General features: G+C 34.4%; 22 protein-coding genes and 2 tRNA genes. 7 read left to right on the plus strand and 17 right to left on the minus strand.

Annotated features, from left to right (window positions below; genetic code table 11):
* Nucleotides 1-94: 94 nt before the first annotated feature.
* The 4 genes from CCPUN_RS01500 to CCPUN_RS01515 all read right to left on the minus strand — a co-directional run bounded on the left by CCPUN_RS01500 (nucleotide 95) and on the right by CCPUN_RS01515 (nucleotide 3,741).
* Nucleotides 95-1,123 carry a glycosyltransferase family 2 protein gene (locus CCPUN_RS01500; RefSeq protein WP_133281824.1) on the minus strand — a complete coding sequence of 343 codons (1,029 nt, stop codon included), beginning with the start codon at nucleotides 1,121-1,123 and terminating at the stop codon, nucleotides 95-97.
* A gap of 49 nt (nucleotides 1,124-1,172) precedes the next feature.
* Nucleotides 1,173-1,463, minus strand: coding sequence for a YbaB/EbfC family nucleoid-associated protein (locus CCPUN_RS01505; protein ID WP_133281825.1), 291 nt, complete (start codon nucleotides 1,461-1,463; stop codon nucleotides 1,173-1,175).
* A gap of 313 nt (nucleotides 1,464-1,776) precedes the next feature.
* The gene (gene sppA / locus CCPUN_RS01510; RefSeq protein ID WP_133281826.1) at nucleotides 1,777-3,522 is read right to left on the minus strand and encodes a signal peptide peptidase SppA; all 1,746 of its coding nucleotides are present in this window, start codon (nucleotides 3,520-3,522) and stop codon (nucleotides 1,777-1,779) included.
* A 145-nt stretch (nucleotides 3,523-3,667) separates the two neighbouring features.
* A tRNA-Ile gene (locus CCPUN_RS01515) sits at nucleotides 3,668-3,741 on the minus strand.
* A gap of 349 nt (nucleotides 3,742-4,090) precedes the next feature.
* Between CCPUN_RS01515 and prfA the strand changes: the two genes are divergently transcribed.
* From prfA to CCPUN_RS01545, 6 genes are all read left to right on the plus strand, one after another.
* Nucleotides 4,091-5,179, plus strand: a complete 1,089-nt coding sequence (prfA, locus tag CCPUN_RS01520; RefSeq protein ID WP_133281827.1) for a peptide chain release factor 1 — start codon at nucleotides 4,091-4,093, stop codon at nucleotides 5,177-5,179.
* A 100-nt stretch (nucleotides 5,180-5,279) separates the two neighbouring features.
* Nucleotides 5,280-5,352: transfer RNA gene (locus CCPUN_RS01525), tRNA-Lys, on the plus strand.
* A 949-nt stretch (nucleotides 5,353-6,301) separates the two neighbouring features.
* Nucleotides 6,302-6,955, plus strand: coding sequence for a hypothetical protein (locus tag CCPUN_RS01530; RefSeq protein ID WP_133281828.1), 654 nt, complete (start codon nucleotides 6,302-6,304; stop codon nucleotides 6,953-6,955).
* A gap of 140 nt (nucleotides 6,956-7,095) precedes the next feature.
* Nucleotides 7,096-8,007, plus strand: coding sequence for a hypothetical protein (locus CCPUN_RS01535; protein ID WP_133281829.1), 912 nt, complete (start codon nucleotides 7,096-7,098; stop codon nucleotides 8,005-8,007).
* A gap of 460 nt (nucleotides 8,008-8,467) precedes the next feature.
* Nucleotides 8,468-9,361, plus strand: a complete 894-nt coding sequence (locus CCPUN_RS01540; protein ID WP_165941897.1) for an ankyrin repeat domain-containing protein — start codon at nucleotides 8,468-8,470, stop codon at nucleotides 9,359-9,361.
* Nucleotides 9,339-10,535 carry an ankyrin repeat domain-containing protein gene (locus tag CCPUN_RS01545; RefSeq protein ID WP_133281831.1) on the plus strand — a complete coding sequence of 399 codons (1,197 nt, stop codon included), beginning with the start codon at nucleotides 9,339-9,341 and terminating at the stop codon, nucleotides 10,533-10,535. Before CCPUN_RS01540 ends, CCPUN_RS01545 begins: the two co-directional genes overlap by 23 nt.
* A 474-nt stretch (nucleotides 10,536-11,009) precedes the next feature.
* Here the strand turns inward: CCPUN_RS01545 and CCPUN_RS01550 are convergent, their stop codons facing one another.
* The 6 genes from CCPUN_RS01550 to CCPUN_RS01575 form a co-directional block, all read right to left on the minus strand.
* On the minus strand, nucleotides 11,010-12,113 hold the full coding sequence (locus CCPUN_RS01550; RefSeq protein ID WP_133281832.1) for an ankyrin repeat domain-containing protein: 1,104 nt from the start codon (nucleotides 12,111-12,113) through the stop codon (nucleotides 11,010-11,012).
* A 163-nt stretch (nucleotides 12,114-12,276) separates the two neighbouring features.
* Entirely contained in the window at nucleotides 12,277-13,281 is a 1,005-nt protein-coding gene (locus CCPUN_RS01555; protein WP_133281833.1) for a hypothetical protein, read from the minus strand.
* Between the two features lie 602 nt (nucleotides 13,282-13,883).
* Complete coding sequence (locus CCPUN_RS01560; RefSeq protein WP_133281834.1) at nucleotides 13,884-15,158, minus strand: ankyrin repeat domain-containing protein; 1,275 nt, start codon at nucleotides 15,156-15,158, stop codon at nucleotides 13,884-13,886.
* Nucleotides 15,159-15,188: 30 nt separating this feature from the next.
* A complete protein-coding gene (locus CCPUN_RS01565; protein WP_133281835.1) occupies nucleotides 15,189-16,343 on the minus strand; it encodes an ankyrin repeat domain-containing protein in 1,155 nt (384 codons plus the stop codon).
* Nucleotides 16,344-16,382: 39 nt separating this feature from the next.
* Complete coding sequence (locus tag CCPUN_RS01570; protein ID WP_133281836.1) at nucleotides 16,383-17,534, minus strand: ankyrin repeat domain-containing protein; 1,152 nt, start codon at nucleotides 17,532-17,534, stop codon at nucleotides 16,383-16,385.
* Nucleotides 17,535-17,696: 162 nt separating this feature from the next.
* Nucleotides 17,697-18,476: a hypothetical protein gene (locus CCPUN_RS01575; RefSeq protein ID WP_133281837.1), complete on the minus strand. Its 780-nt coding sequence runs from the start codon at nucleotides 18,474-18,476 to the stop codon at nucleotides 17,697-17,699.
* A 240-nt stretch (nucleotides 18,477-18,716) separates the two neighbouring features.
* Between CCPUN_RS01575 and CCPUN_RS01580 the strand changes: the two genes are divergently transcribed.
* Nucleotides 18,717-18,947, plus strand: a complete 231-nt coding sequence (locus tag CCPUN_RS01580; protein WP_133281838.1) for a hypothetical protein — start codon at nucleotides 18,717-18,719, stop codon at nucleotides 18,945-18,947.
* A 113-nt stretch (nucleotides 18,948-19,060) separates the two neighbouring features.
* On the opposite strand, the gene dusB is transcribed toward CCPUN_RS01580, so the two are convergent.
* The 7 genes from dusB to miaB are packed head-to-tail and all read right to left on the minus strand — an operon-like array spanning nucleotide 19,061 to nucleotide 25,091.
* Nucleotides 19,061-20,074, minus strand: a complete 1,014-nt coding sequence (gene dusB / locus CCPUN_RS01585; RefSeq protein WP_133281839.1) for a tRNA dihydrouridine synthase DusB — start codon at nucleotides 20,072-20,074, stop codon at nucleotides 19,061-19,063.
* Between the two features lie 23 nt (nucleotides 20,075-20,097).
* On the minus strand, nucleotides 20,098-20,700 hold the full coding sequence (locus CCPUN_RS01590; protein WP_133281840.1) for a hypothetical protein: 603 nt from the start codon (nucleotides 20,698-20,700) through the stop codon (nucleotides 20,098-20,100).
* Nucleotides 20,701-20,759: 59 nt separating this feature from the next.
* Nucleotides 20,760-21,218: a preprotein translocase subunit SecG gene (secG, locus tag CCPUN_RS01595; RefSeq protein WP_133281841.1), complete on the minus strand. Its 459-nt coding sequence runs from the start codon at nucleotides 21,216-21,218 to the stop codon at nucleotides 20,760-20,762.
* 2 nt (nucleotides 21,219-21,220) lie between these two features.
* On the minus strand, nucleotides 21,221-21,862 hold the full coding sequence (locus tag CCPUN_RS01600) for a hypothetical protein (protein WP_133281842.1): 642 nt from the start codon (nucleotides 21,860-21,862) through the stop codon (nucleotides 21,221-21,223).
* 18 nt (nucleotides 21,863-21,880) lie between these two features.
* Nucleotides 21,881-22,345 carry an LPS assembly lipoprotein LptE gene (lptE, locus tag CCPUN_RS01605; protein ID WP_165941898.1) on the minus strand — a complete coding sequence of 155 codons (465 nt, stop codon included), beginning with the start codon at nucleotides 22,343-22,345 and terminating at the stop codon, nucleotides 21,881-21,883.
* Between the two features lie 25 nt (nucleotides 22,346-22,370).
* Nucleotides 22,371-23,621 (minus strand): sigma-54 interaction domain-containing protein, encoded by a 1,251-nt coding sequence (locus tag CCPUN_RS01610; protein WP_133281844.1) that lies wholly within the window; start codon nucleotides 23,619-23,621, stop codon nucleotides 22,371-22,373.
* Between the two features lie 21 nt (nucleotides 23,622-23,642).
* A complete protein-coding gene (miaB, locus tag CCPUN_RS01615; RefSeq protein ID WP_133281845.1) occupies nucleotides 23,643-25,091 on the minus strand; it encodes a tRNA (N6-isopentenyl adenosine(37)-C2)-methylthiotransferase MiaB in 1,449 nt (482 codons plus the stop codon).
* Nucleotides 25,092-25,463: the final 372 nt, after the last annotated feature.

Consider the following 25,463-nt stretch of genomic DNA (forward strand, 5'->3'; position numbering starts at 1 on the left):
TTTACTGTATAATTTATAGTTCATTATAAATCAGCTGTAAAAATAATATTGTTTTATATAGAACATAGTATACCTGGGGGAGTTTACCATATATTTATACCATCACTAAATAGGTAAATGCATTTGAAGAAAGTTCACAAAATAACTTTTTTCTTTTTACAAAAAAATCCACTAGAATGCTTTTTGTATATACATTGGGCAAAGAGCAAGCATGATGTTGTGCTTGGTAATTTTTTTTCATTTTAAAAAAGTCTATTTGTGCTTTACAAATAGCCCATGCATCTTTCGTTTTGCCCATGAAAAATATGCTAAACATAGCTATGAAATCTAAAAATAAACGTTTCGGAACACCAATCATATGTTTATGCTTATATAGCATTAGTGCTCTATTTCTAAAGTTTAGATACGTTTTTTTGGGATTTGTATAAGTTAAAGTAGCTCCACCACAATGATAAACTGTACTAGTACCACAATAATACACTTTCCAGCCCATAGCATGGGCCCTTAAACATAAATCGATCTCTTCGAAGTGGGCAAAAAAAAGTTCATCAAAACCACCTAAAGTATGAAAAGCTTGAGCCCGTACCAATAAACAAGCACCACTAGCCCAAAAAATAGTTCGTGTATCATTATATTGCCCCCTGTCTTTTTCAATACTGTTAAAAATTCTTCCTCTACAAAAAGGATACCCATCCTTATCTATAAATCCACCAGCAGCCCCAGCATAATCAAAATAATCAGGGTTTTGCATAGAAAGGATTTTAGGCTGACATAAGGCAATGCCTTTATTTTGTTGCATAAGGGAAAGCATATCTTGTAGCCAGTACGCTGTAACAAGTACATCATTATTCAACAGCAGATAATAGGTTGTATGGATTTGTTTTAGTGCTAGATTATAACCTTTTGCAACACCATAATTTGTATTATGAACAATACAGGATACTTCGGGGAATTGGCGTTGTACATATGCTACAGAACCATCCGTAGAGGCATTATCTACCAATATTACTTTATAGCCATCACTATACTGTAGTAATGTGGGTAAATATTGCTTTAGCAGAGAAAGTCCATTATAATTCAAGACCACAATAGCCAAGCTTGGTGGTGTCTTATGGTTAGACATGGTAGATAAAGGTTTGAGCTTACTAACTAAGGATGTGTATGCTTTCTACCTACGACTCTAGAGCGTTTTTGTGTATGATTTCTTGGGTTTTTGCATCTACCTCTCGTAACGCTAAGTTTACAGCACCCACTATAAGGTCTTGTAACATTATTTGGTCTTTTTTATTTAGGAGCATTTCATCTACTGAAATAGAAACCAATTGCTTATCACCACCTACTGTCGCTTTTACCAATCCGGCACCAGTCTCCTGAGTTACTTGAATTTGATGGATCTGATCTTGCATTTTTTCCATTTTTTCCTGAAAACGATCCATTTGTCCGAATAGTTTTGTTATATCCATAAGAAATATTTATGTAAAGGTTAATTATTAATATATAACAAGAGCCTGAAAGTATAATCTTCAATATATGAAAATCAGCGCGTATAATTATACAAAGACTGTTTTTTACTACTACAGGACGTTTTCACTTCTATTTAAAAAACTGTGTATATACTAGGCTATAAAATAGCCAAATATCGATTTTTTATTGATTATAAAATTATTAAATACAATCATATCTAAAAAATCAAGTATTATTACCTATTGTATAAATACATATCAGAGAGTATATGTATACCTTGAGGATTTTTGCTCATGGTATATTCAGCAAGAGCTATTCGATATCAACTGTATAGGGGAGAATAGCTTGAATACCTTTACGTTTAGGTATAGCTTGCATCTGCTTTACCATTGGATATTCTTCATACAAACTAGACAATAAATCTATTTTTACGTTACTATTCGCATATTGTAACAATTGTTCAAGTTTTGTTTTGGGATAAGGGAAATAGTCAATACCATAGGTACCTGTCAAATTTGCTAATTCGGCAGCTTTCGCAATAGCCGCTTCTATTCCTCCTAGTTCATCTACTAATTTATTTTTTTGTGCTGCTATTCCTGAATATATTTTCCCAGAAGCTAATGATGTTACTTGTTCTTTAGAGAGCCCACGTCCTTGAGCGACTTTTTGTAAAAAATCGTCATAGCTCGATTGTAGTATTTTATAGATTAAGTTTTTTTCTTGTTGAGAACAAGAAGTTCTAGGATTTAAAAAATCTGCAGAAGGAGCCGTTTTAACAACATCCCGCTGAATACCTATCCCTTCCATTAATTTTGTTGCATCGAATAATATAGCAAAAATTCCAATTGACCCTGTAAGTGTTGTGGGTTGTGCAAAAATATAATTACAAGGTGTAGCAATATAATATCCACCAGAAGCAACCACACTAGACATAGAAGCCACTACTGGTTTAACTTTTTTAAGCTCTTCTATTGATTTCCAGATGATATCCGAAGCTAGTACACTTCCTCCTGGTGAGTTGATTCTTAGTACTACTGCCTTTATGGTTGGATCTTTTTTAACCTTTGCGATGGTCTTTACAAAATCACTAGAACCAACCAATCCTGAACTACTTACCCCATCAACAATCTCTCCTTCAGCCACTACAACAGCTATATTATTAGGAGAATCTAACTGTTTATGTGGGCGAAGATACTTTTTATAGCTAATAAGATACCTATCATTTAGCTCATTATCTGATTTATGGAACTGTTTTGCAAGCAACTTTTTCGCTTCTGTTTCGTAGGCTATTTTGGTAATCATATTTTTTCCCAGTGCATCCGTAGGTAGTACCACAGAAAGATTATCCGCAAATTTTTTGAGTTCACATACCTTGATATTTCTTTCTAAACTAATGTTTTTTAAAAAATGTGTATAAATTGATGTGAGATAATCTCTTGTTTGTTGTTTACTTTCCTCACTCATTTTGTTTAAACAAAATGGCTCTACAGCACTCTTATAATCTCCGATACGGAATATTATTGGGTTGACATAGATATTTTGAAAAAATTTAGTGTAGAAACTAATAGTAGCAGAAAGTCCTTGAAACTCTAAGCCACCACTAGGATTTAATATAATCTCATCAGCTACAGAGGCTAAATAATAAGATTTTTGACTGTAAGCATCCCCATAGGCAATAATAGTTTTCCCCTGTTTTTTAAACGATAATAGCGCGTCTCTAATTTCCTCCAGGGCAGCCCAACCCGCATAACAATAAGATGATTTTAGATAAATGGCTTTGATGTTATTGTCATTTGCTGCTTTATGAATAGCTCCTTTTACTAGGGAAAGGTCAATCTTATCAGCATTAGAACCCAATAAAGATTCTTGGGTGAATTCAGCTATGCGTCCTTCCATATTTAACGCTAAAATCGAATTTTCTTTTACTTCATGCTTCGCACTTTTATTAGATACCAACTGAGCCAATCCCCAAATAGTTACGATAAATAAGAATAGTAAGGAAAGAAAGAATCCTACTGAAACGGCTAATACTTGCTTAATAAAATGGCTTGTTTTCATGTTAGCGAAAAAATAAAAAATATAATATATGATATGTTAAAAACAGATATGATGGATAAAAGAAGCAAACAAACCGAAATACAATTGATCTTCTTCTGCTTTGGTTAAAAATAATTATCTAAAAAATAGCATTCCACCTTTTACGTGGGCCTGCGCGGACTTGAACCGCGGACCTCTACATTATCAGTGTAGCGCTCTAACCAGCTGAGCTACAGGCCCCTTAACTTTCTTGTAAAGAAATACTTATTTCTATCTTTTCTAGTAGCAAGCACAACTACATTGTATTCCCTACTATAAAAGGAACATCAATCCCCACACCAGTGAGCAATGGTGCAATATAATGTATTATACAGACATAAAAAAATAGCAGGTTCCGTTATTGAAATTTTTATTGGTTATTTAGACAACACCAAGATCATCTGTATGGTCATATTATGGAATTAAAATTAAGTTCTGATGCTTATATTTACTTTGCCTTGCTAATAAAAGCTGATGTTGTAGTTATTTATCTAATTTTTTATCAGATAAAATTATTTAAATAAAATTTGTTTAATTTTCATATTAAAGCATGGTTGAGAAATTAAAAATTATTAAAGAAAGATTCCAAGAAGTAGAGGCCTCTATTGCGCAACCAGATAGTATTAATGACATTAAGGCCTATTCTGTACTGAATAAAGAATACAAAAAACTCGCCAAAATTGTTTCCTTGTATGACAGCTATGAACTTACGTTAAACCATATAAAAGAGGCAAAGGAGGTATTAAACAATGAAAAAGAGGAAGAATTTCGTGAACTGGCAAAACAAGAACTGGCTGTTGCGTTAGAAAAGAAGGACGAAATGGAAGAAGCTTTGCGTAATGCATTGATTCCCAATGATCCAAATGATAGCAAAAACATTATTTTGGAAATTAGGGCTGGTATTGGTGGAGATGAAGCAGCTATTTTTACTGGAGATCTTTTTAGAATGTATAAGAGGTTTGCAGAAAAAATGAAATGGGATTTTGCAGTTGTAGATATTTTAGAAGGAACATCCGGAGGATATAAAGAAATCATTTGTACCATTACTGGAGAAGATGTCTATGGTCTTATGAAGTATGAATCTGGTGTACATCGTGTACAACGGGTTCCTGCCACTGAAACACAGGGACGTATACACACTTCAGCTGCTAGTGTTGCTGTGTTACTAGAAGCAGAGGATGTAGAAGTGAAATTAGACGTAAATAACGATATACGCAAGGATACCTTTTGTTCGTCAGGACCAGGTGGACAGTCTGTAAATACTACCTATTCAGCCATACGCTTAACACATATTCCTACAGGATTGGTTGTTTCTTGTCAAGATGAGAAATCCCAGATCAAAAACTACGAAAAGGCCTTAAAAGTGTTGCGTTCTCGGCTCTATGATATAGAGCTAAAAAAGCAGCAAGAGGCTATTGGAATGGAGCGTAAATCTATGGTTAAGAGTGGAAATAGGGGGGATAAGATTAGAACATATAACTTTCCTCAGGGACGTGCAACAGATCATCGTATTGGATATACTGCACATAACCTAAATGCTATATTAGATGGTGAAATATTGGGCATGATTGAAGCGCTACGTGTTGCAGACAATGCACAAAAATTACAAGCTGGAGAGATATTAGATGGTCAGTCTTAAAAATATCGGTGGTAGTTAACATATTTTGTTTTTATTGAATAAATGAGTAAATTTGTATTCTATGTTTCGTACATATAGTGTTGAGTAACTACTTACTGTTGATCTCGTAGCTCAGCTGGTAGAGCATCTCCCTTTTAAGGAGAGGGTCCTGGGTTCGAATCCCAGCGGGATCACGTTTCTCTTTGTATGTGTTTACTTATTGGGGGGAAAGCTTACTGAACATAGTTCCTCCTGCCATCTCTCTAATAAATATTTTCCCCGCCAAATACATTACAGAAAACGATGCGGAATACCTCACCATAAATGCATCAAAAATATGCAAACAAGCCGAAATTATAATATTCATTTACAATAAAAAATAAAAGATTGGGGTTGAAAAGCCTATCATCATGTAATCATGCCACTACCCAATAAAAAGTCAAAGTGTTGTAAAATTGTTATTTTTTCATTACAATGAAGTTATGGAGGACAAAAAAGTGGAAGTCTAGTCATCTTACTTTAAAGGGATTAAAAGGGAATCCTATGGTTCTTAATAATGATCTTTTTGGTTATGGAAATAACCTGTAACGAATAAGATCTAAAAAAACAAAAAGCGAGTTATATGATTAAGGCTACTTTAGTTTAATAGAGTTAGGCTGATTTTAAGTATTTAAAATTATAATAGGAATTTTAAGTGGTAGGAATTTAAGTGAAAGCAACTTCGCTAAAGTTCATTTTTTTAATCTTTCTAGTAATTGAGCATACTGATCACACACCTTAATGCTATTGATGGAAGCAGTCTTAGTACACACTCCTTATGTTTTAAAAAGTACATAGAAAAGCGAAAATGTAATAACTGGTTGTTAATAAATGCTTAGCAATCGTATTATATTGCTAATATTTAAAAATGGGATCGGTATAGTAATTAGTAAGTAGCATAATATGATGCCTTGTGTATTACTTGGCCGATACAAACTCCTATAATTAGGAGCTATTAGCGCTCTATATGTACAGAACGCTTAGAAATACCTTTTATGCTTTTTTAGAAAGAGAGACCTTCCTTAAGTACACATAAGATGTGTACATTCTTTGTTTTTATCTGTAACTGTACTGTTGACTTTTTTTTAATCTAAATACAAATTTATGTGTATGCTCAAACAAATGCTAGTATGTTTGCTCGTTTCATTGATATCTACAGCAGAATCTTGTTCATCTTCGCATAAACCCAATAAGACAGGGAAGACATTTGTACCCAATCCTGATACAACCAATGTAAAAATGCAAGAAAAAAGAAAAGATGATACTGAGAAGCCTTTAAAATCGGAAAATGGGGAATCTGAAAACAAAGAACCTTTTAATGCTAAAGAATCAACTTATACCACACCTGTATCTGATAATCGTATTCAAGGTGATATGGTAAGTAATGGTGAAGCTACTAAAGGCACTGAATTTAACAATACGGATCGTCCTGATAAAAATACCAAAGAAATTGATAATAATGGTAATGATCATGCTAGTGGAGCAAATCGTGGTAGTCCAAAGAATTCTCATCATAGCCTGTCTTTTAGAAGAGCAAATACTGCTCCTAATGGAATTACCACATCCAAAGAAGGTCTCCAATTTACAAGAGCACAATCTGAGGGTAATCTAAATAGCGATAGCATTGATTATGATTGTAACTTTGAAGGAACTGATAATCAGAGTGAATATAGGGGGCAAAATGGCAGTTCGCCAAGAACTAGAAAAAAGGGGAACGTATTTAAACGGGCTTGGGAGCAGACTAAAAAATTGTTTTAACAATAGCTAGCTTAAAACCAGCTAAAATGTAGAGCTGATTTTTAGTTGACTATATTTATATACAATAACTGATTATCAAAATAAAAAAATAAACATTGCTAAGCCAATTATAATTATAACTTTTAAATTTAAAATAAATTATGCGTATTCTTAAACAAATCCTAGTATGCTTGTCCGTTTCATTGATATCTACAGCAGAATATAGTTGTTCATCATCCCATAGACCAGCAATGAAACCTGATTCCGAAAATATACCTAAAACGCAACAAAAACTGGCACCTAGTTCTAATGCAAACAATCTAGAAGCACAAGGCAATACAGAAAAAAAAGAAGAGGAGCAAGATGGCACCATAGAATCTTCTAAAAACAAAGCGTCTGCTGGTATTGAAAAAGGACCAAAGACTGCTGTAACTAAGGATAGTGATCAAAATACCAGTCAAGGTAGTAAAGCGGAAGGTAAAAGTAAAGATGTAGACCAAGGTAGTAAGACTAAAGATAGTACTACTGAAGGTGATGATGAAACTGGTGGAGAAGATCAAGTTCCAACTAAGAATGGTTTAGAAAAGAATCATGCCAAGAAAACAGATAGTGCTAGTCTTAACCAAACTGGGAACTCGAACTCAACTCTTTATCCAAAGACTAAAGATATTCCTCCTAAAAGAGAAATCAATGATGATCCTAGTATACAAGATCAAGCTCCTATGAATCATGGTTCAGAAAACCATCATGCTAAGGAAAAAAATAGTGACAATTCGGAGTCTAGTTTCCAACAGCATCCTGACCAACAGCATCCTGACCAAATTGAGGAAACAGTTAGTCTTGAATCTGGTAGTCTTGAGTCTGGTAGTGATGAAACTGTTAAAAAAAATAAAGTTTCAATAGGACAGAGGATGAACAATGCTGGTAGACAACTTGGAAAAAAAGGCCAGGAAGTGTTACAAAAGACTGATAATGGTGTTCATAGCGTTGGAACAGTGCTAGGGGCAGTTGTTAGTGCTCCTTGGAATGCTGCAAAACCATACCTTACTGATAAGAAACCTCCTAAAATATAGACCTATTGCGTAAGTCGGCCTGGCAAAAATGCAAGTTTCTATATATTAAGACTTGAATATAAACGACCTAAATAAAGACAAAATAGCATATTCAGGACTTTCGCACAATAGATAATAGTGCTTATCTTTTTAGATATGGACATGTGTTATAATATTGATAATCAATAAATTTAACACCTTGCTGTTTTATAGCCTAGTCTATATACAGTGTTTTCAACTAAAAGTGCGAAAGTCCTGATATATTTTAAAACACACACAAAATTTGTTTTTATTACATAAATTTCCTATCATGCGTTGTGTTTGCGACACCAAGCATTTTGTCTTCCCCATATTAAACTAATCTGTTCGGTAAAGGGATGCAAAATACACCTTTGTGTCCCTTACATCTTCCTTATTAAGGATAGGAAATTTGTATTTTATAGCATTAAGAATTCATACAGTGTGTGTCTATAACAGACGTTTGTGTCTATACGGCTATTTCATATTTAAAATAATATGTATAGCAATATCGTTATTTATAACTTCTTGTAGTAAGTTAAATCATAATTATCATGCTAAATCTGAGCATCATGAGATACTTTCTGATGGAGTAGATTCTTCTAGGCCTTTAGACCCTATTCATGCTCAAGGAGACAATGTCCATCCATTTGTTAAACCAGAGCCAGCATGGGAGCAATTGATAAAAAAACTAGGTGGATCCTTAGAGTATTATTTTCAATCAGGCAATTTAAAACCTGAACTATCGTTACATTATGCTGCTTGGTCTGGAAATCGGATTGTTTTGAAGCGTCTTTGTGAGGAACATCCTGAATATGTAAACAAAAAAATTGAAAAATTGGGAGGTATTACCCCTCTTCATCTAGCTGTTTATAAAAAACAAGAATCTTGTATAGATTTACTTATTTCTCATAATGCATCTATAGATGCCTTCATAGAACCATATGAAATACAACCGATCCATATTGCAGCTAGTCGTGGTTATTTGTCTATAATACAAACCTTATTAAGGGAGGGCTCTTCTATAAGTATGACCGATGTAGAAGGTAAAACACCATTGCATTGGTCCGCAATAAATGGTCACACGAGTTGTATAAGAGCGTTGTTAAGACAAGGTAGTGATCCCAATGATCAAGATAATTTTAATGATACCTCTTTATGTTTGGCTTTTCGTTATGGTCATGCGCAGGCTATAAAATTATTAGTTGAATCCGGAGGTAATGTGTCCTGCATCCATTGTATGGATGGCAGTCCGGACAAACTTCTTCGATGGTCCATTATAAACAAGCATGCGCATTGTATAGAATCCATACTGAATAGGCACAGTATTCCTGTTGATATACATAGAAAAGATTAGAGGTATATCTTTACTGGACTTAGCACTTCAGACAGATCATATTACCTGTTTAAGGGCGTTGTTTATAAGATCAGGAGATCCATCTTATTATGTAGATAGTAATAACAATACAGCTCTCCATTTGGCCACAGATAATGGTCATATATCCATCGTAAAAGAGCTGCTATCTGCTGGAGAAGTTTATGTGAATGCTAAAAATAATGTTGGCATAACACCATTGCATCTAGCAGCTACAAAAGGTCATTTAGAAATAGTAAAAATACTTTTAAATGCACATGGCATTGATGCAAATATTAAAGATTACACGGGTAATACTGCTCTTGATTATGCCATAATAGATGAAAAATATCCAGATATTATTTCGGCACTATTATCCGTTTCTGGTATTCAGATTGGTTCAGATCATAGTAAAGGATTATTGCATTGGTCAATTAAAAATGGTCATGTTGAAATCGTACAATTTCTATTAAAAATACCTGGTATTAATGTAAATGAAAAAGATGAAAATGGTTTCACCCCTCTTCATTTTGCATCAGGAAACGGTCATTTAGATATAGTTAATCTGCTTATAGAGAAAGGAGCGAATGTAAACGAAAAAAATGAAAATGGAGATACTCCTCTTCATTGTGCATCAGTATTCGGTCACCTAGATGTAGTTAATCTGCTTATAGAGAAAGGAGCGAATGTAAACGAAAAAAATGAAGATGGTGATACTCCTCTTCATTTGGCATCACGATATGACCATAAATCTGTAGCTAGTTTACTTATAGAAGAAGGAGTGAATGTAAACGAAAAAAATGAAGATGGTCTCACTCCTTTTCATTGTGTATTAGGAAATAGTCACTTAGATATAGTTAATCTGCTTATAGAGAAAGGAGCGAATGTAAACGAAAAAAATGAAAATGGTTTCACCCCTCTTCATTTTGCATCAGGAAACGGTCATTTAGATATAGTTCATCTGCTTATAGAGAAAGGAGCGAATGTAAACGAAAAAAATGAAAATGAAGATACTCCTCTTCATTGTGCATCAGTAAAGGGTCACTTAGATATAGTTAATCTTCTTATAGAGAAAGGAGCGAAGCTAGATGTAAAAAACACCTCAGGAAAAACACCCTTAGATATAGCCAAAGAAAAAGGCTACCAGGAAATCATATCACTACTTACCAAGGAATGAAATATGACATGATACACTTCCCATGTAAATGCCTCATTAGCTGTTCTATGTATATTTTCAGAAAATCAAATTATTTTATGATATTTTAGACCTGATTACTTAAGTTGTTTTCTTTAATAATAGAGATTAGGTGGTGGTACAAATATATGATACTAAATTACTCAAACTAGATTTTATATTTTTGTTTTGATAATGAATATTGTATTGATTTTATTTGCATAAATAATTCTGTTTTTTGTCTTTGTTAAAGCCATTATTTACTACATCTATGTTAGTGAAGCATTCAGAATAGCTTTCTGTAATGTGTTTGCTTAAAAAAATTAACCACTTTTTATTAAACGACATAAAATACACTCAAGATCAAATACTTATTCCATCATATATTTGTACCACCACCCATTGCTGAAAAGGTGATTATTTTACAAATGTTTTTCATAGATAAAATGTGTTAACCACCACCAAAAATTACTTATGTTAACGAATACGTTTACTAGGTTTTTCTTGCTTTGCCTTTTCTAAAAGCGCTTCTATTTTTTTGCGTTTTGCAGAACCTAGTTTTGGAAAGAAAGTATTACTTTTTGTTGTAATACCTTCCGGATTGGCTCCATGATTTAATAGCAACGCTACGATTTCTACATAATTACGACGTACTGCTTCTGCAAGTGGGGTACGTCCGTAACTGTTTTTGGGTTCTAATTTTATATCTTTTTGTCCTAATAGTATTTGTACCATGTCTGTAAGACCGCGCTCAACTGCTAGACAAAGTGAGGTCTCTCCTTTAAAATTCTCTTTTTCATTGACGTCAGTTCTCTTGTCGTTTAATAATAAACGTACTGCCTCTAGACTATTACGATCACCTCTGCATTCATAGCCGATTATGCCTGATTGTAGTGGAAGCCAGCCTTTTCTCACAGGTTGATTTACATCTATATCTTTGCGTGCTAAAAGGATCTTAAGAATAGGGACATCACCATTGTACATAGCTACATGGAGCGCACTGACCGGACCCTCTTCATAATAATCTGGTGTATTATCCAAATTGTTCACATTTGTTCCATATTCTAGCAATAGTTTTACCACATCCTCATCGTGTACCCGAGTTGCTGTAGTTAGAGGCGTATCTATACATAAAGGAGGAATAGCTATCAAAAGTTTACGTGGTACGTTAGGGTTCGCACCTTGATCCAATAAAAATTGAATAATTTCTAAGTATTTAGCTTTATTCTTTCCTTTAGCTATATTTCTATGGTAAATAGCGAGATATAAAATAGATTCTTGCATATAATCTATAGAATCACTATTTGCATCTTGCCATAGCCTTATTTCTGTATTTGCAATGCTTTTTTTATCATCTTTACTATTATAACAATCAAAAAATTCTTTTATTTGCCGCATATCTCCCATTTTAATGGCTTCAATGCCCTTTTTAGGAAGAGATATGGTTTGTTTTTTTTCTAATTGGGTATTCATAGATGTACTTTTAACACTTCTATTGTGTGCAATGCTTGTACATGTACTTATACCAGTGGTAATCCATATCATGGCTGAAAAGGTGATTGTTTTGCAAATGTGTTTCATAAATAAAGTACGTTAAATATTCTGAATATAGGCCTGTTGCGTAAGTACTAGGCCCACTGAAGTGGGCTAAAATTCACTTAAAAGCCATCCACCATGTACGAAAAACTGTGTTTTTATGCTATCTACTTACGAAACAGGTCTTTAAGATGATTCGTTTTAATAACTAGTCTGAATTGGACAAAATCTGGGCGGTTGTCCATGCAGACATTGCTATAGAAAACGAAGTGACCAAAAAATGTGCACCTACCATTCCTATTCGGTATGGTTGCTTGTTATCAGATTTAGCATAAGCATAGAAATACTTTCCTAATCGCACTGCAAAAGCCGAAATTTGATCAGCTGTTGCACACCAAGTAGAAACTATTTTAGGATGATAATTAGGTGTATCAGGAGAAACACTGGTAATAATAATGGCAGCAGTTCCATTCAAAAAAGCAGTCCATATACTGCTAGTCAGAGGCTTCGTCTTGTGACGTAAGATATGTACTCCAACTGTCATTAAGCTGATGCCTGCATTAGACCAGGTGGTTAATAAATCTGCACGCTGAAAACCCTGTTGCAACTCAAGATATAAGGAAACAGACATTAAAATAAGGTAAGTACCCGCCTTGACTAAATTTAAGTGTGTTGCATGATCTCTGCTAAAACTATAATAACGAGGTTTTTCTGTTCTTATTTTACCAAAACAATACTTCAACCCAGCACCTAAGACATTTATAGCAATACCTTTTGCAAATGCTATGCTCGCAACAGGCAAGCTTTTTTCTACGGAGGTTTCTATAAGTGTTCCTATAGGAACATCATCTTTAGTAGAAATAGCTTTAAGCTTCTGATAATCAATAGAATCATTAACTATCGCCTGCTTTATTTCATGCATTTCTGGAAAAGAAATTTCGATATTATTGGAATTTAGATCTTCTAATAAACTATCATTATGTATGGTTACCACTATAGGAAAAAATACTTGATTAGGATCAATTCCCGTGGGAACTATATTATTAGATAGTGCTACTGTGTCATTGGATAGCGGCAATGCTTGGCTTATAGGTGCCGCAAGTGTAGCTCCTTCTACAAGCGGTTTCTTTAATCTGATATGTTGCGTAGATTGCTTCCTGCTACAAGCGCCTAAAGCGTAAAATAGCGTAATCCATAAAATGGATGTATACACATAATGTGTGAGTTTGCTTATATATTTCATTATCATTGAAAATTTGCATAAAAAAACAACTTAATAACCTTTTGTAAAGGTATATACCTATAGGCATAGTCTGTCAAATAACTTAGCCTATTTCCACCTGATTCCTTACTATATAAACAAATGCGTATGTATTGCACATCCTTTGTACCAATCCTTATGCAAATTATTACACCACCATGCCTAAATGGACATATACAAAAGAGCCCATGTGTAGGAACGCATAGCATTTACGCTGCATGTGATGTGATGGATCACTAGCAACGGGAATAACTATGGTTCCTTACTAGGAAGGTAATGAATTCACATCAAATATGCAATAAAGCCTTCCACTATATCATAGTCGCTTTTATCCCTTAGAAGATACTTGATAGCATAATCAAAACTTATAATTTCTTTCATGGGCATTATCTATTATTTTATGTATAGGTATACTAAGATGGCATGTTTTTGTTACAAAACAAAATTAGTCTATTTTAACTATTAATGATTTAAATGATTAGAACTTTTTTATGCTCTATAAGATAGTATTTTACTTAACTCAATTAGGCGGTTGGGGATTAAACCATTACCAGTTATTCAATCTTTGCTCGACAAAGTGGACATGTTTCTGTACTAGGTTTAATCCACTGAGATATACAGTCTAAGTGAAATTTATGCTTGCATTTTAATGCTATTGCATGTTTATACTCACTAGCATCCACTAATCCAGTATGACAAATAGAACATATTCCGTCCTCTTTAGTAACATGAATAGGATCAAAAATATATTTGAATGCTTTTGTTTTTTTCTGATTTTGCTTTGCTTTCTCTAAAAGTTCTTCTATTTCTTTGTTGCGTTTTACGGAACCTAGTTTTGGAAAGAAAGTATTACTTTTTGTTGTAATACCTTCTGGATTGGCTCCGTGATTTAATAGCAACGCTACGATTTCTACATAATTACGACGTACTGCTTCTGCAAGTGGAGTACGTCCGTAACTATTTTTTGGTTCCAGATATATATTTGGATGCTCTAATAATATTTTTACTATATCTATAAGCCCCCTATCAACGGCTAGACCAAGTGAAGTGTTTTTTTCAAAAGTATCATCTTTGTTATTGACATCAATGCTCTCATGTTTTAATAATAAACGTACTGCCTCTAGGCTATTACTGTCACGTCTGAATTCATAACCGAATATACCTGCTTGCAATGGCAACCGACCTTTTCTAACAAGTTGATTGACATCTATATCTTTGCAATCTAAAAGAAGCATAAGAATAGGTATATTCCCATCTCTCATAGCTACATGGAGTGCGCTGCTGTAAGCAGATGCATAAGAATCATCTAAATTGTTGATATTTACTCCATGTGCGAGCAATAGCTTTACCACTGATTTATCACCTGCCCGAGTTGCTATGGTTAGAGGATAGGTGTCAATACACTGAGATGGAATAACCATTAAAAATTTTCGTGGTACGTTAGGATCCGCACCTTGCTGCAGTAAAAATTCAATAATTTTTAGGTATGTATCTTTGTTGTTTCCTTTATCCTCATTTCTACAGAAAATAGCGAAATATAAAATAGATTCTTGCATGTAATTGTCAGTACTACCTATATCTTGCCATAACTTTATTTTTGTATTTGCAATACTTTTATGTTTATGTGCATCATACTTATTAAAGAGTTCTTTTACTTTTGAGTAATCTCCCTTTTTAATGGCTGATTTGAGATTAGATGCAATACATTTCTGCTCTATTGTATTATGGATCTTAGTGTGCGTCTTATGTGCAATGCTTCTACAAGTACTTATACCAGTAATCATCCATACCATGGCTAAAAATGTGATTGTTTTATAAATGTGCTTCATAAATAAAATGTGTTAAGCAACATAAAAAAATTACCCATGTGAACGAATACGTTTAGTAGGTTTTTCGTTTTCTTTAAAATCGGGACTTGCTTTGCGTTTTTCAGAACTTAACTTTGACACATTTTCTTGCTTTGCTTTCTCTAAAAGTTCTTCTATTTCTTTGTTGCGTTTTACGGAACCTAGTTTTGGAAAGAAAGTATTACTTTTTGTTGTAATACCTTCTGGATTGGCTCCGTGATTTAATAGCAACGCTACGATTTCTACATGACCACCATGCACCGCTTCTGCAAGTGGGGTACGCCCGTGACGGTTTTTGGGTTCCAGATCTATAGCTGGATGCTCTAATAATATTTCTACCATGTCTGTAAGACCCCATTCAACTGCTAGACCAAGTGAGTTCTCTCCTTTAAAATCCTTTTTTTTATTGACATCAGTTCTCTTATCTCTTAATAATAAACGTACTGCCTCTAAGCTATTACGGTCACGTCTAAATTTATAACCGACTATACCTGATTGTAATGGTAACCAACCCTTTCTCATGGGTTGATTTATGTTTATATCTTTGTTTGCTAGAAGGAGCTTAAGAATAGGTATATCACCATAGTCCATAGCTATATGGAGCGCGCTGCCACAAATTTGTGCATAATCAGCTTCTGGATTATCCAAGTTGTTAATATTTGCTCCATGTGTGAGCAATAGTTCTACCACTGATATATCGCGTGCCCGAGTTGCTATGGTTAGAGGATAGGAGTCTATATAACAAGAGGTATTAGAAAAAACACGTTTGCATGGCAAGTCGGGATTTGCACCTTGTTCTAATAAAAATTGAATAGTTTTTAGGTATTTATCTTTGTTGTTTTTTTTAGCCTCATTTCTACAGAAAATAGCGAAATATAATATAGATTCTTGTACATAATCTATATTAGGACATGTATATTGCCATCGCCTTATTTCTGTATTTGGAATGTTTTTGTGTTTATATGCATCATACTTATTAAACAGTTCTTTTACTTTCGAATAATCTCCCTTTTTAATGGCTGATTTGAGGTCAGATGCAATACGTTTTTGCTCTATTTTATTATGGATTTTAGTTTGCGTTTTATGTGCAATGCTTCTACAAGTACTTATCCCAGTAACCATCGATATTATGGCTAGAAAGGTGATTATTTTGCAAATGTGTTTCATAAATAAAATGCGTTAAGCAGCATAAAAAAATTACTCATGTTAACGAATACGTTTACTAGGTTTTTCGTTTTCTTTAAAATCGGGACTTGCTTTTCGTTTTTCAGAACTTAACTTTGATACATTTTCTTGCTTTGCTTTCTCTAAAAGTTCTTCTATTTTTTTGCGTTTTTCAGAACCTAGTTTTGGAAAGAAAGTATTACTTTTTGTTGTAATACCTTCTGGATTGGCTCCGTGATTTAATAGCAACGCTACGATTTCTACATAATTACGACGTACTGCTTCTGCAAGTGGGGTACGTCCGTGACGGTTTTTTTGTTCTAGTTTTATATCTGGATGCTCTAATAATATTTTTACCATGTCTGTAAGACCCGAATCAACTGCTAGACCAAGTGAAGTATTTTGTTGAAAATAATTATCTTTTTTATTGACATCAGTTCTCTTATCTTTTAATAGTAAACGTACTGCTTCTAGGTTATTATTATCATGCCCAAATCTATATCTATAACCGATTATACCTGATTGTAATGGCAACCAACCTTTTCTAATAGGTTGGTTTATGTCTATATCTTTGTGCGCTAAAAGGATCTCAAGAATAGGTATATCACCATAGTCCATAGCTATATGGAGCGCGCTGCCACAAATCTGTCCATAATCAGCTTCTGGATTATCCAAGTTGTTAATATTTGCTCCATGTGTGAGCAATAGCTTTACCACTGATATATCGCGTGCCCGAGTTGCTATGGTTAGAGGATAGGAGTCTATATAACAAGAGGTACTAGAAAAAACACGTTTGCATGGCAAGTCTGGATTTGCACCTTGCTCTAATAAAAATTGAATAGTTTTTAGGTATTTGTCTTTGTTGTTTTCTTTAGCCTCATTTCTACAGAAAATAGCAAAATATAAAATAGATTCTTGTACGTAATCTATATTAGGACATGTATATTGCCATAGCCTTATTTCTGTATTTGCAATGTTTTTGTGTTTATGTGGATCATACTTACTAAACAGTTCTTTTACTTTCGAATAATCTCCCTTTTTGATGGCTGATTTGAGATCAGATGCAATACGTTTTTGCTCTATTCTATTATGGATTTTAGTTTGTGCCTTATGTGCAATGCTTCTACAAGTACTTATGCCAGTAATCATCCATACCATGACTGAAAAGGCGATTATCTTGCAAATGTGTTTCATGGTAAAATGTGTTAAATATTCTGAATATAGACCTGTTGCGTAAGTACTAGGCCCACTTTAGTGGTCTAAAATTCACTTAAAAGCTATCTATTATGTACAAATAGCTGTATTTTTATTCCATCTACTTACGAAACAGGTCTTTAAGATGATTCGTTTTAATAACTAATCTGAATTGGACACAATCTGAGCGGTTGTTCGTGAAGACACTACTATAGAAAATGAAGTAATAAAAAAATCTCTAACTATCATTCCTTGTTCATACCTGACCCGGTCTTCAGTCCATTTTCTTTGCCAGATATAACTACATATGCGCATTGTAAAGGCTGCAATTTGATCAGATGTTGCAAACCAAGAAGAAACCATTTTAGGATGATAATTAGGAGCATCAGGAGAAACACTGGTAATAACAATGGCAGAAGCTGTATTGGAAAAAGCATGCCATCCACTAGTAGCCGGTTTCTTTTTACGTAAATTTAATTGATGTACTCCAGCTGTCATTAAGCTTACGCCTGCATTAGACCAGATGGTTAATAAATCTGCACGCTGAAAACCCTGTTGCAACTCAAGATATAAGGCAACAGACATTAAAATAAGGTAAGTACTACCTTTGACTAAATTTAAGTGTGCTGCATGATCTTGGCTAAAATTGTAATAAGGATACTTGTTTTTTCTTATATTACCAAAACAATACTTCCACCCAGCACCAAAAAGATTTGAGGCACTGTTAGCTGCAAACGTAATACTAGCAATGGGTAGCCCCTTAAGCATTTCTTCTATAGGCATTTTTATGGCATTTCCCTTGTTGGTAATTGTTTTTAGTTTCTGATGATCAACAAAACCATTCACTATCGCTTGGTCTATTTCATGCATTTCTGGAAAAGAAATTTCGACATTATTGGAATCTAGATCTGCTAATGAACTATCATTACCTATAGTTACCACTATAGGAAAAAATATTTGATTAGGATCAATTCCCGTAGGAATTATATTACTAGATAGTGCTACTGTGTCATTAAATGGTACAGGCGTTGCCAGCCCTCCTCCAAGTGTAGCTCCTGCTACAAGCGCCTAAAACGTAACATAGCGTAATCCATAAAATGGATGTATACACATGATGTATGAGTTTGCTTATATATTTCATTATCATTGAAAATTTATATTAAAATAACTTAATAACCTTCTATGAAGGTATCTACCCATAGGCATAGTATGTTAAAAAAACAATCTAGCCTGTTTCCACTTGAGTCCTTGTATATAAACAAATTTGTATGTGTTGTACATCCTTTGCACCAATCCTTATGCAAAATTATTACACCACCATGCCTAAATGGATATATACAAAAGAGCGCATGTGCAGGAACGCATAGTATTTACGCTGCATGTGATGTGATGGATCACCAACAACGGGAATAACTGTGGCTCCTTACTAGTAAGCTAATGAACTTACATCAAATATGCAATAAAGCGTTGCCTATTTGAGTTGGTTTTTAGTTGTGCTTAGGGGGAACCTTGGGCGATTCGATAACTCAATGTGGGAAAGTTGATACTTCAGCCATTTCATTTAGCTGTTGTGTATGCATCATTTCTTCTAATAGATCACATATTGCTACATATGAGAGTGCTTCTACCAAACTTGCTCGATAGCTTTTGACACCGTGTAGCCCTTTGAAATAATTGGCATAGTGGCGTCTCATTTCTAGAATGCCCAAACGTTCTCCTTTCCATTGTATGGCATGTGCTAAATGCTTTTTTACAGTTTCAATGCGTTCTGCTAGGGTAGGAGGGGGCAGTAATTTGCCTGTTTCGTGGTAATGCTTGATTTCTCTAAAAATCCAAGGATAGCCAATACTCGCACGACCAATCATAATGCCATCTACGCCATATTTATTTTTGTACGCTATTGCTTTAGCAGGGCTGTCAATGTCTCCATTGCCAAAGATGGGAATGTGTATATTGGGATCTGCTTTAACTGCTGCAATATAGCTCCAGTCTGCTTCTCCTTTGTACATTTGTTGTCTAGTCCTTCCGTGAATGGTCACGGCCTGCACACCTACATCTTGCAGTCGTTGTACTACTTCTAGAATTTTAATAGACTGGTGGTCCCACCCCAAACGTGTTTTAACCGTAACAGGAATAGAGACTTGTTTGACAATTTCTGCAGCCATAGCCTGCATTTTAGGTAGGTCTAAAAGAATGCCAGCACCAGCTCCTTTGCAGGCTACATTCTTTACGGGACAACCATAGTTGATATCTAATAAGGTGGGCTCTGTTCTCTCTACAATAGCAGCAGCTTCCCGCATCACTTCTATTACATCTCCAAAGATTTGTATGCCAATGGGACGTTCATAGTCATATATTTCTAATTTCTTTATGCTTTTGGCGGCATCTCGAATAAGGCCTTCTGAAGATATAAACTCCGTATACATGAGGTCTGCTCCCTGCTCTTTGCATACAGCACGAAATGGAGGATCACTAACATCTTCCATAGGGGCCAATAGAAGGGGAAAGGGACCTAAACTACAATCTCCGATTTTTAACATAATGTTGTAATAAAGAATATATACTATCCTTTCATGAGTCCAACAAGATTATAGCCAACCTTCAAAATAATTTGTTTGGGGTTGTAATCTTCTAAATGATTGATGTTGCTTTTAGGTATGGATGAAAAACTTCCTTTAAAGTCAAGATCAATCAAAAAATTTCCTAAATCTAACCCTACGCCAAGTAAATAGCCCGTTGCATGTTCTTTATACTCTTTTACAAAGTTGATTTTATTGGACAGATCATCATCTAAAAAAGATTTTTGAAAAATAATTCCACAATGTGGGCGGATGGTATCCAATAACGATATACCAAGGGTAATAGGTACGGTAATATGTTTGAAGAATTTAGCATCTCGATCATTTGGTAATTTGTACCAATCTGGTACAAATAAGATATCGAACCTAATATAAAGAAAAGCATCTAGCATCAAGAACATGCCTATTGGTACTGCACAGTTGGAAATAGTGATCTTATCTTTTCCTGGAATATTGGCATCAAAACTAGAATAAAATCCTGCAATACCTACAGATGGGCCAGCTGCAACGCCAAGCGCTTTAGATGGATGGCTAGTGCAGTAGAAGGCAATAAGAAAAATAGATGCAATACATTTTTTTATGTTCATAGGTTTTAGATTAATAGGTTGAAATAAAAAATGCAATCTTCTATGCTTCATATTTTAATTTAAGACGGATTACTGGAATCAGATGTTGTAGGTGTAGATTTCGAATCTTGTGAAACAGTTGTATGATTACCATTATCTGTTGTTGTGTCCTTTGGTTCAGTAGATGAGGTTTCTTTAGCATTCAGTTCATTTTGAGTGGTATCAGCATTTTCTGGAGTTAAGGTATCATGTACTTGTTCTTGTAGTTTAGCTAAATTGGGACTGGCAATTACAGATGGCTTTGGTGCATCTTTAAGAAAGAGAGAAGATAAAAGTGTTAAAAAAAGTAATAATCCTATTAGTATCCAAGTAGCTTTTTCTAAGAAATCAGCCTTTTGATTAATGCCTATACGTTGTACAGAAGGGGCCCCTCCACCAGAAGGTGTTACTCTGTCTTTAGGTTCTTGTAGAAGAATGACTCCAATTAATAGAAAGGCTACGATGATAATAAGTACAGTAATGAGTTTGAATATAGACATGGTTAAAGATTTTCGTTTAAACTAGAAATTATATTACCAAAATACGATTTTTTCTCAGGATATTTTAACATTAAATGTTCATAAATTTCAATAGCCCGTTTATGTTTTTTTTGCTTAACCATTATACCTGCCAACGTTTCTGTTGCAAAACGATCATCTAGCGTAGTTTTGGTTTCTGATAAATCTACAATATTTTTTTCTTTTAGTGGCTCATTATCTATAAAAGGATCAAATTGTAAGTTCCCATTTAGGGCATTCTCAATAATTGAAAATTGTTTGATACTGGTTTCATTTGTGCTTTTTTTTATAGATCTGTTTTTTGTAATGATCTGCAAGTAGTCGTTAGGAATCGTATGTCCATCCTTAGAAAACTTGTTTTGATATGGTTTGTTAGGTTGAGGTGCAGGAGGAAGTTTATCTTCAAGCCAGTACCGCAAATGTTGACGGTTAGGGGCATAGGTTGCAGCCCTTTGAACTGCAGGCTGTTCAGCATCATGTTCTTGCACATGCACTGCTTTTGCAAGCAGTGCATGTGCTAAATAAAAGTAAGGATATTCCTTTGTAAGGGCTTCTAATACAGGTATATCTTTGGCCGAAAGCGTTGTTGGCTGTTCCAATAATTTTACTAGTTTCTGAACCTGCATAGCAAAATGACTTAAATGTTACCAATTATCTATGGATTTATGACAAATATCATCTACTAAATTTTGAATGATTTTATTGACCAGATCGTCTTCTGTTTCTGTATCAGAAACTTTGTCAGCACTAGATGAAAATATTTTTTTCTTAAAAGAGGCCTCTTCATCAGATGGATTGTGATAAGAAACTTCTATAGTTATGGTTAAACGTTGGACTTCTTGACTATCCTCTTTATTGTCATTTTTAGTGCTAAATGTCGTAGTATATGAAAAAGATTTAATGCCTCCTTCGTATTGTAAATCTCCATCTGTAGTTTCTTTACTTAAAGAAGTAGTACGTAATATTTTTGTTTCTAGTCCCTCTGTAAACCTTTTTGCCATATCCATTGGGCCATCAGAAACCTCTGAATAGAATCCAATAGAAAAAGTTTTTATGTCTGATGATAGCGCTGCGCCTGAAAAACTAAAAAGACCACAGGACTTTAGCAACAGTGAACTGAGTATAAGGTATATATTATTTTTTAAAGTTTTGTTCTTCAATATCATATTGTTTAATTTTTCTGTATAGTGTCCTTTCAGAAATACCTAAGTCGTTGGCTGTATTTTTTCGATTTCCATGATTTTTCTGGAGTGATCTACGGATTAACTCTTGCTCTTTAGCTTCAATAGAAAGGTTTTCGCTGTATGTGATAGCAGGTTCGGCATGTACACCATTTCCCTCAAAAGATTGCTCTAAATCTAAAAGATATCTACCCTTGTGTTCAGCTTCTTGATGATTATGCACACCAAATAAACGAGGATGTTCTTGGACTATAGATTTTTTTATAGAACCAGACCCAACAAAATTAAACATCAATTCTCTTAATTCCTTAACATCTTTTTTTAAGTCTAGTAATGCAGTGTATACAAAATCTTTGTTCAACGAATTGCTATTTTCCAACAATCTATTTTCGTATAGTACGGGTAACATCTGGCTGTGTTCTCTAGGTAGGTATCTTATAAGCACTTCTGGTGTGACTATAATTTCTCCTTCAAGCAGAGCGATTTGCTCTACAATATTTTTTAGTTGCCGTATATTTCCAGGAAATGGGTACTGTAATAGCATTTCTTTTGCTGCTGGATTTAACTCCAGTGGTTTTGCACGGTATTTAGTAGCAAAATCACTCGAAAATTTATGAAATAACATAAATATATCTAATCCTCGTTCTCGGAGGGGTGGTATGGCAATAGGTACCGTATTAAGTCTATAGTATAAATCTTCTCTGAATTTACCATCTTTGATTGCATGAAGCAAGTTTACGTTTGTAGCTGCGACGATACGTACTTTGGCTTGTTCTACTTTAGAAGAACCTACCTTTACATATTCCCCATATTCTAAGACACGCAATAACCTGGTTTGTGTACCCAGGGGCATTTCACCTATTTCATCTAAAAAAATAGTACCGCCATTGGTTTCTTCAAAATAACCTTTTCTAGCCTCTATGGCACCTGTAAATGATCCTTTTTCATGTCCAAAAAGCTCAGAATCTATTGTCCCTTCGGGGATGGCTCCACAATTAATAGCTATAAAGTTGCCATGGCGATAAGGACTTAGGGAATGGATAATTTTTGAAAAAGATTCTTTACCTGTGCCACTTTCACCAGTAATTAATACAGAAAGATCGGTAGAGGCTACTTGCATAGCTATTTCAATAGCTCTATTTAATAATGGAGCGTTACCAATTACATTAAATTGTTGCTTGATATATTGAAGACGTTCTTTCATAAGCAATTATATGTAAGGTCATCAGCAAACCTCCCCAAAGAGGGTTGCTGCGTTGCAATTTGTGATGTGTACATCTACATAACTTCCTACTTGATGTATTCCTTTTGGGAATACAACTATTTTGTTTTGACTATTTCTTCCCTGAAAAAAATCAGGTGATTTTCTTGAGTCTTTCTCAATTAATACCTGCTGCACTTGATGGAGATGCTGTTGATTGCGAAAGAGGCCATGTTCACGTTGTTTGGCAATAATTTCACTTAGTCTGCGCCTTTTGATTTCCTCAGATACATCATCTGGATATTTTCTGGCAGCTAATGTGCCAGGTCTCTCAGAATAGTAAAACATAAAAGAGAAGTCATATTTTACATAGTCCATAAGGGTAAGGGTATCTGTATGTTCTTCTTCTGTTTCAGAACAAAATCCTGAAATCATATCAGATGAAATGGCACAAGATGGCCCTAAAATAGTTCTGATGGCATCTATTTTTTGAATATACCATGCTCTATCATAGGTACGATTCATCAATTTTAAGATACGACTATTTCCACTTTGTACAGGTAGGTGAATGTGTTTACAAATATTGTCATAGGCTTTGATGGTATATAATACTTCATCTGTGATGTCTTTAGGATGTGAAGTAGAGAAACGAACTCTAAAACTTGGATCAATATCAGCAACCATAGCCAGTAATTTTGCGAAATGAACCGTTTGGTTATTATGGATGACTGTAGTCGCTGTAGCATTTGTTGGGGTCCAATTATAGGAGTCCACATTTTGTCCTAAAAGTGTAATTTCTTTATATCCTTTGTCAAATAGTTTTTTAGCCTCTTCAACAATAGAGTGAGGATCTCTGCTACGTTCGCGTCCTCTGGTAAAAGGAACGATACAAAAAGAGCACATATTATTGCATCCCCTCATAATGGATATAAAGGCGGTAACACCATTTGAGTTGAGTCGAACGGGTTCAATATCTGCATAGGTCTCTTCTTTAGATAAGAAGGTATTTACGGCTTTATATCCCTGGTCTACTTGATGAATCAATCTTGGGAGGTCTCTATAGGCATCGGGGCCTGCTACTATATCTACAACTTTTTCTTCTTCTAGTAGTTGTATTTTAAGTCGTTCTGCCATACAACCCAGTACACCTATAATAAGGTCGGGATGTTTTATTTTTTGTTGATTAAAATCTAATAATCTATTGCGAATGGTCTGCTCAGCCTTATCTCTAATAGCACAGGTATTGATAAAAATGAGATCTGCTTCTGAGCAACTGCTCGTAAGTGTAAAACCCTGCTTTTCCATGATAGCAGAAATAATTTCACTATCAGAAAAATTCATTTGACAGCCATAACTTTCGATATATACCTTTCTGTGTAGGGGAGGTAGATTCCTATCACAAGCGTTAAGAAGATCTTGCGTTGAACGTTTTCTAGAAGCGTTAGGTGTTTCTTTTTGAATATTTTTGATCATAATTTTTCCCTTTTTTCTAAGGAAGTTTTACAATGTGGTATAAAACCATTACCATCTCTGCAGATATGTAGCGTTATACTAATTTACGAAATAGGTGTGGATTGCTCTATATCGTATGTGAGCATTTCAGTATGGAATGGCTTTTAAAAGAAGTCTATTTTAATAAAAATAAGCTGATTATTAGATAATAAAATCATGAAATTTACGACTTGTTTTTATGATTGATCTACTATGATTTATAATCAGAATATGATAAAAAAAGTTTGGTTAAGTCAAGATTGAAGGTTATAATAACGGTGGTGGTACAAATATATGATTTTACTTAGCCCAAGCGTTACCTTTATTTATGCTATCAATGACTATCATGATTGC

It is taken from the genome of Cardinium endosymbiont of Culicoides punctatus, assembly GCF_004354815.1.
Classification (GTDB): Bacteria; Bacteroidota; Bacteroidia; order Cytophagales; family Amoebophilaceae; genus Cardinium.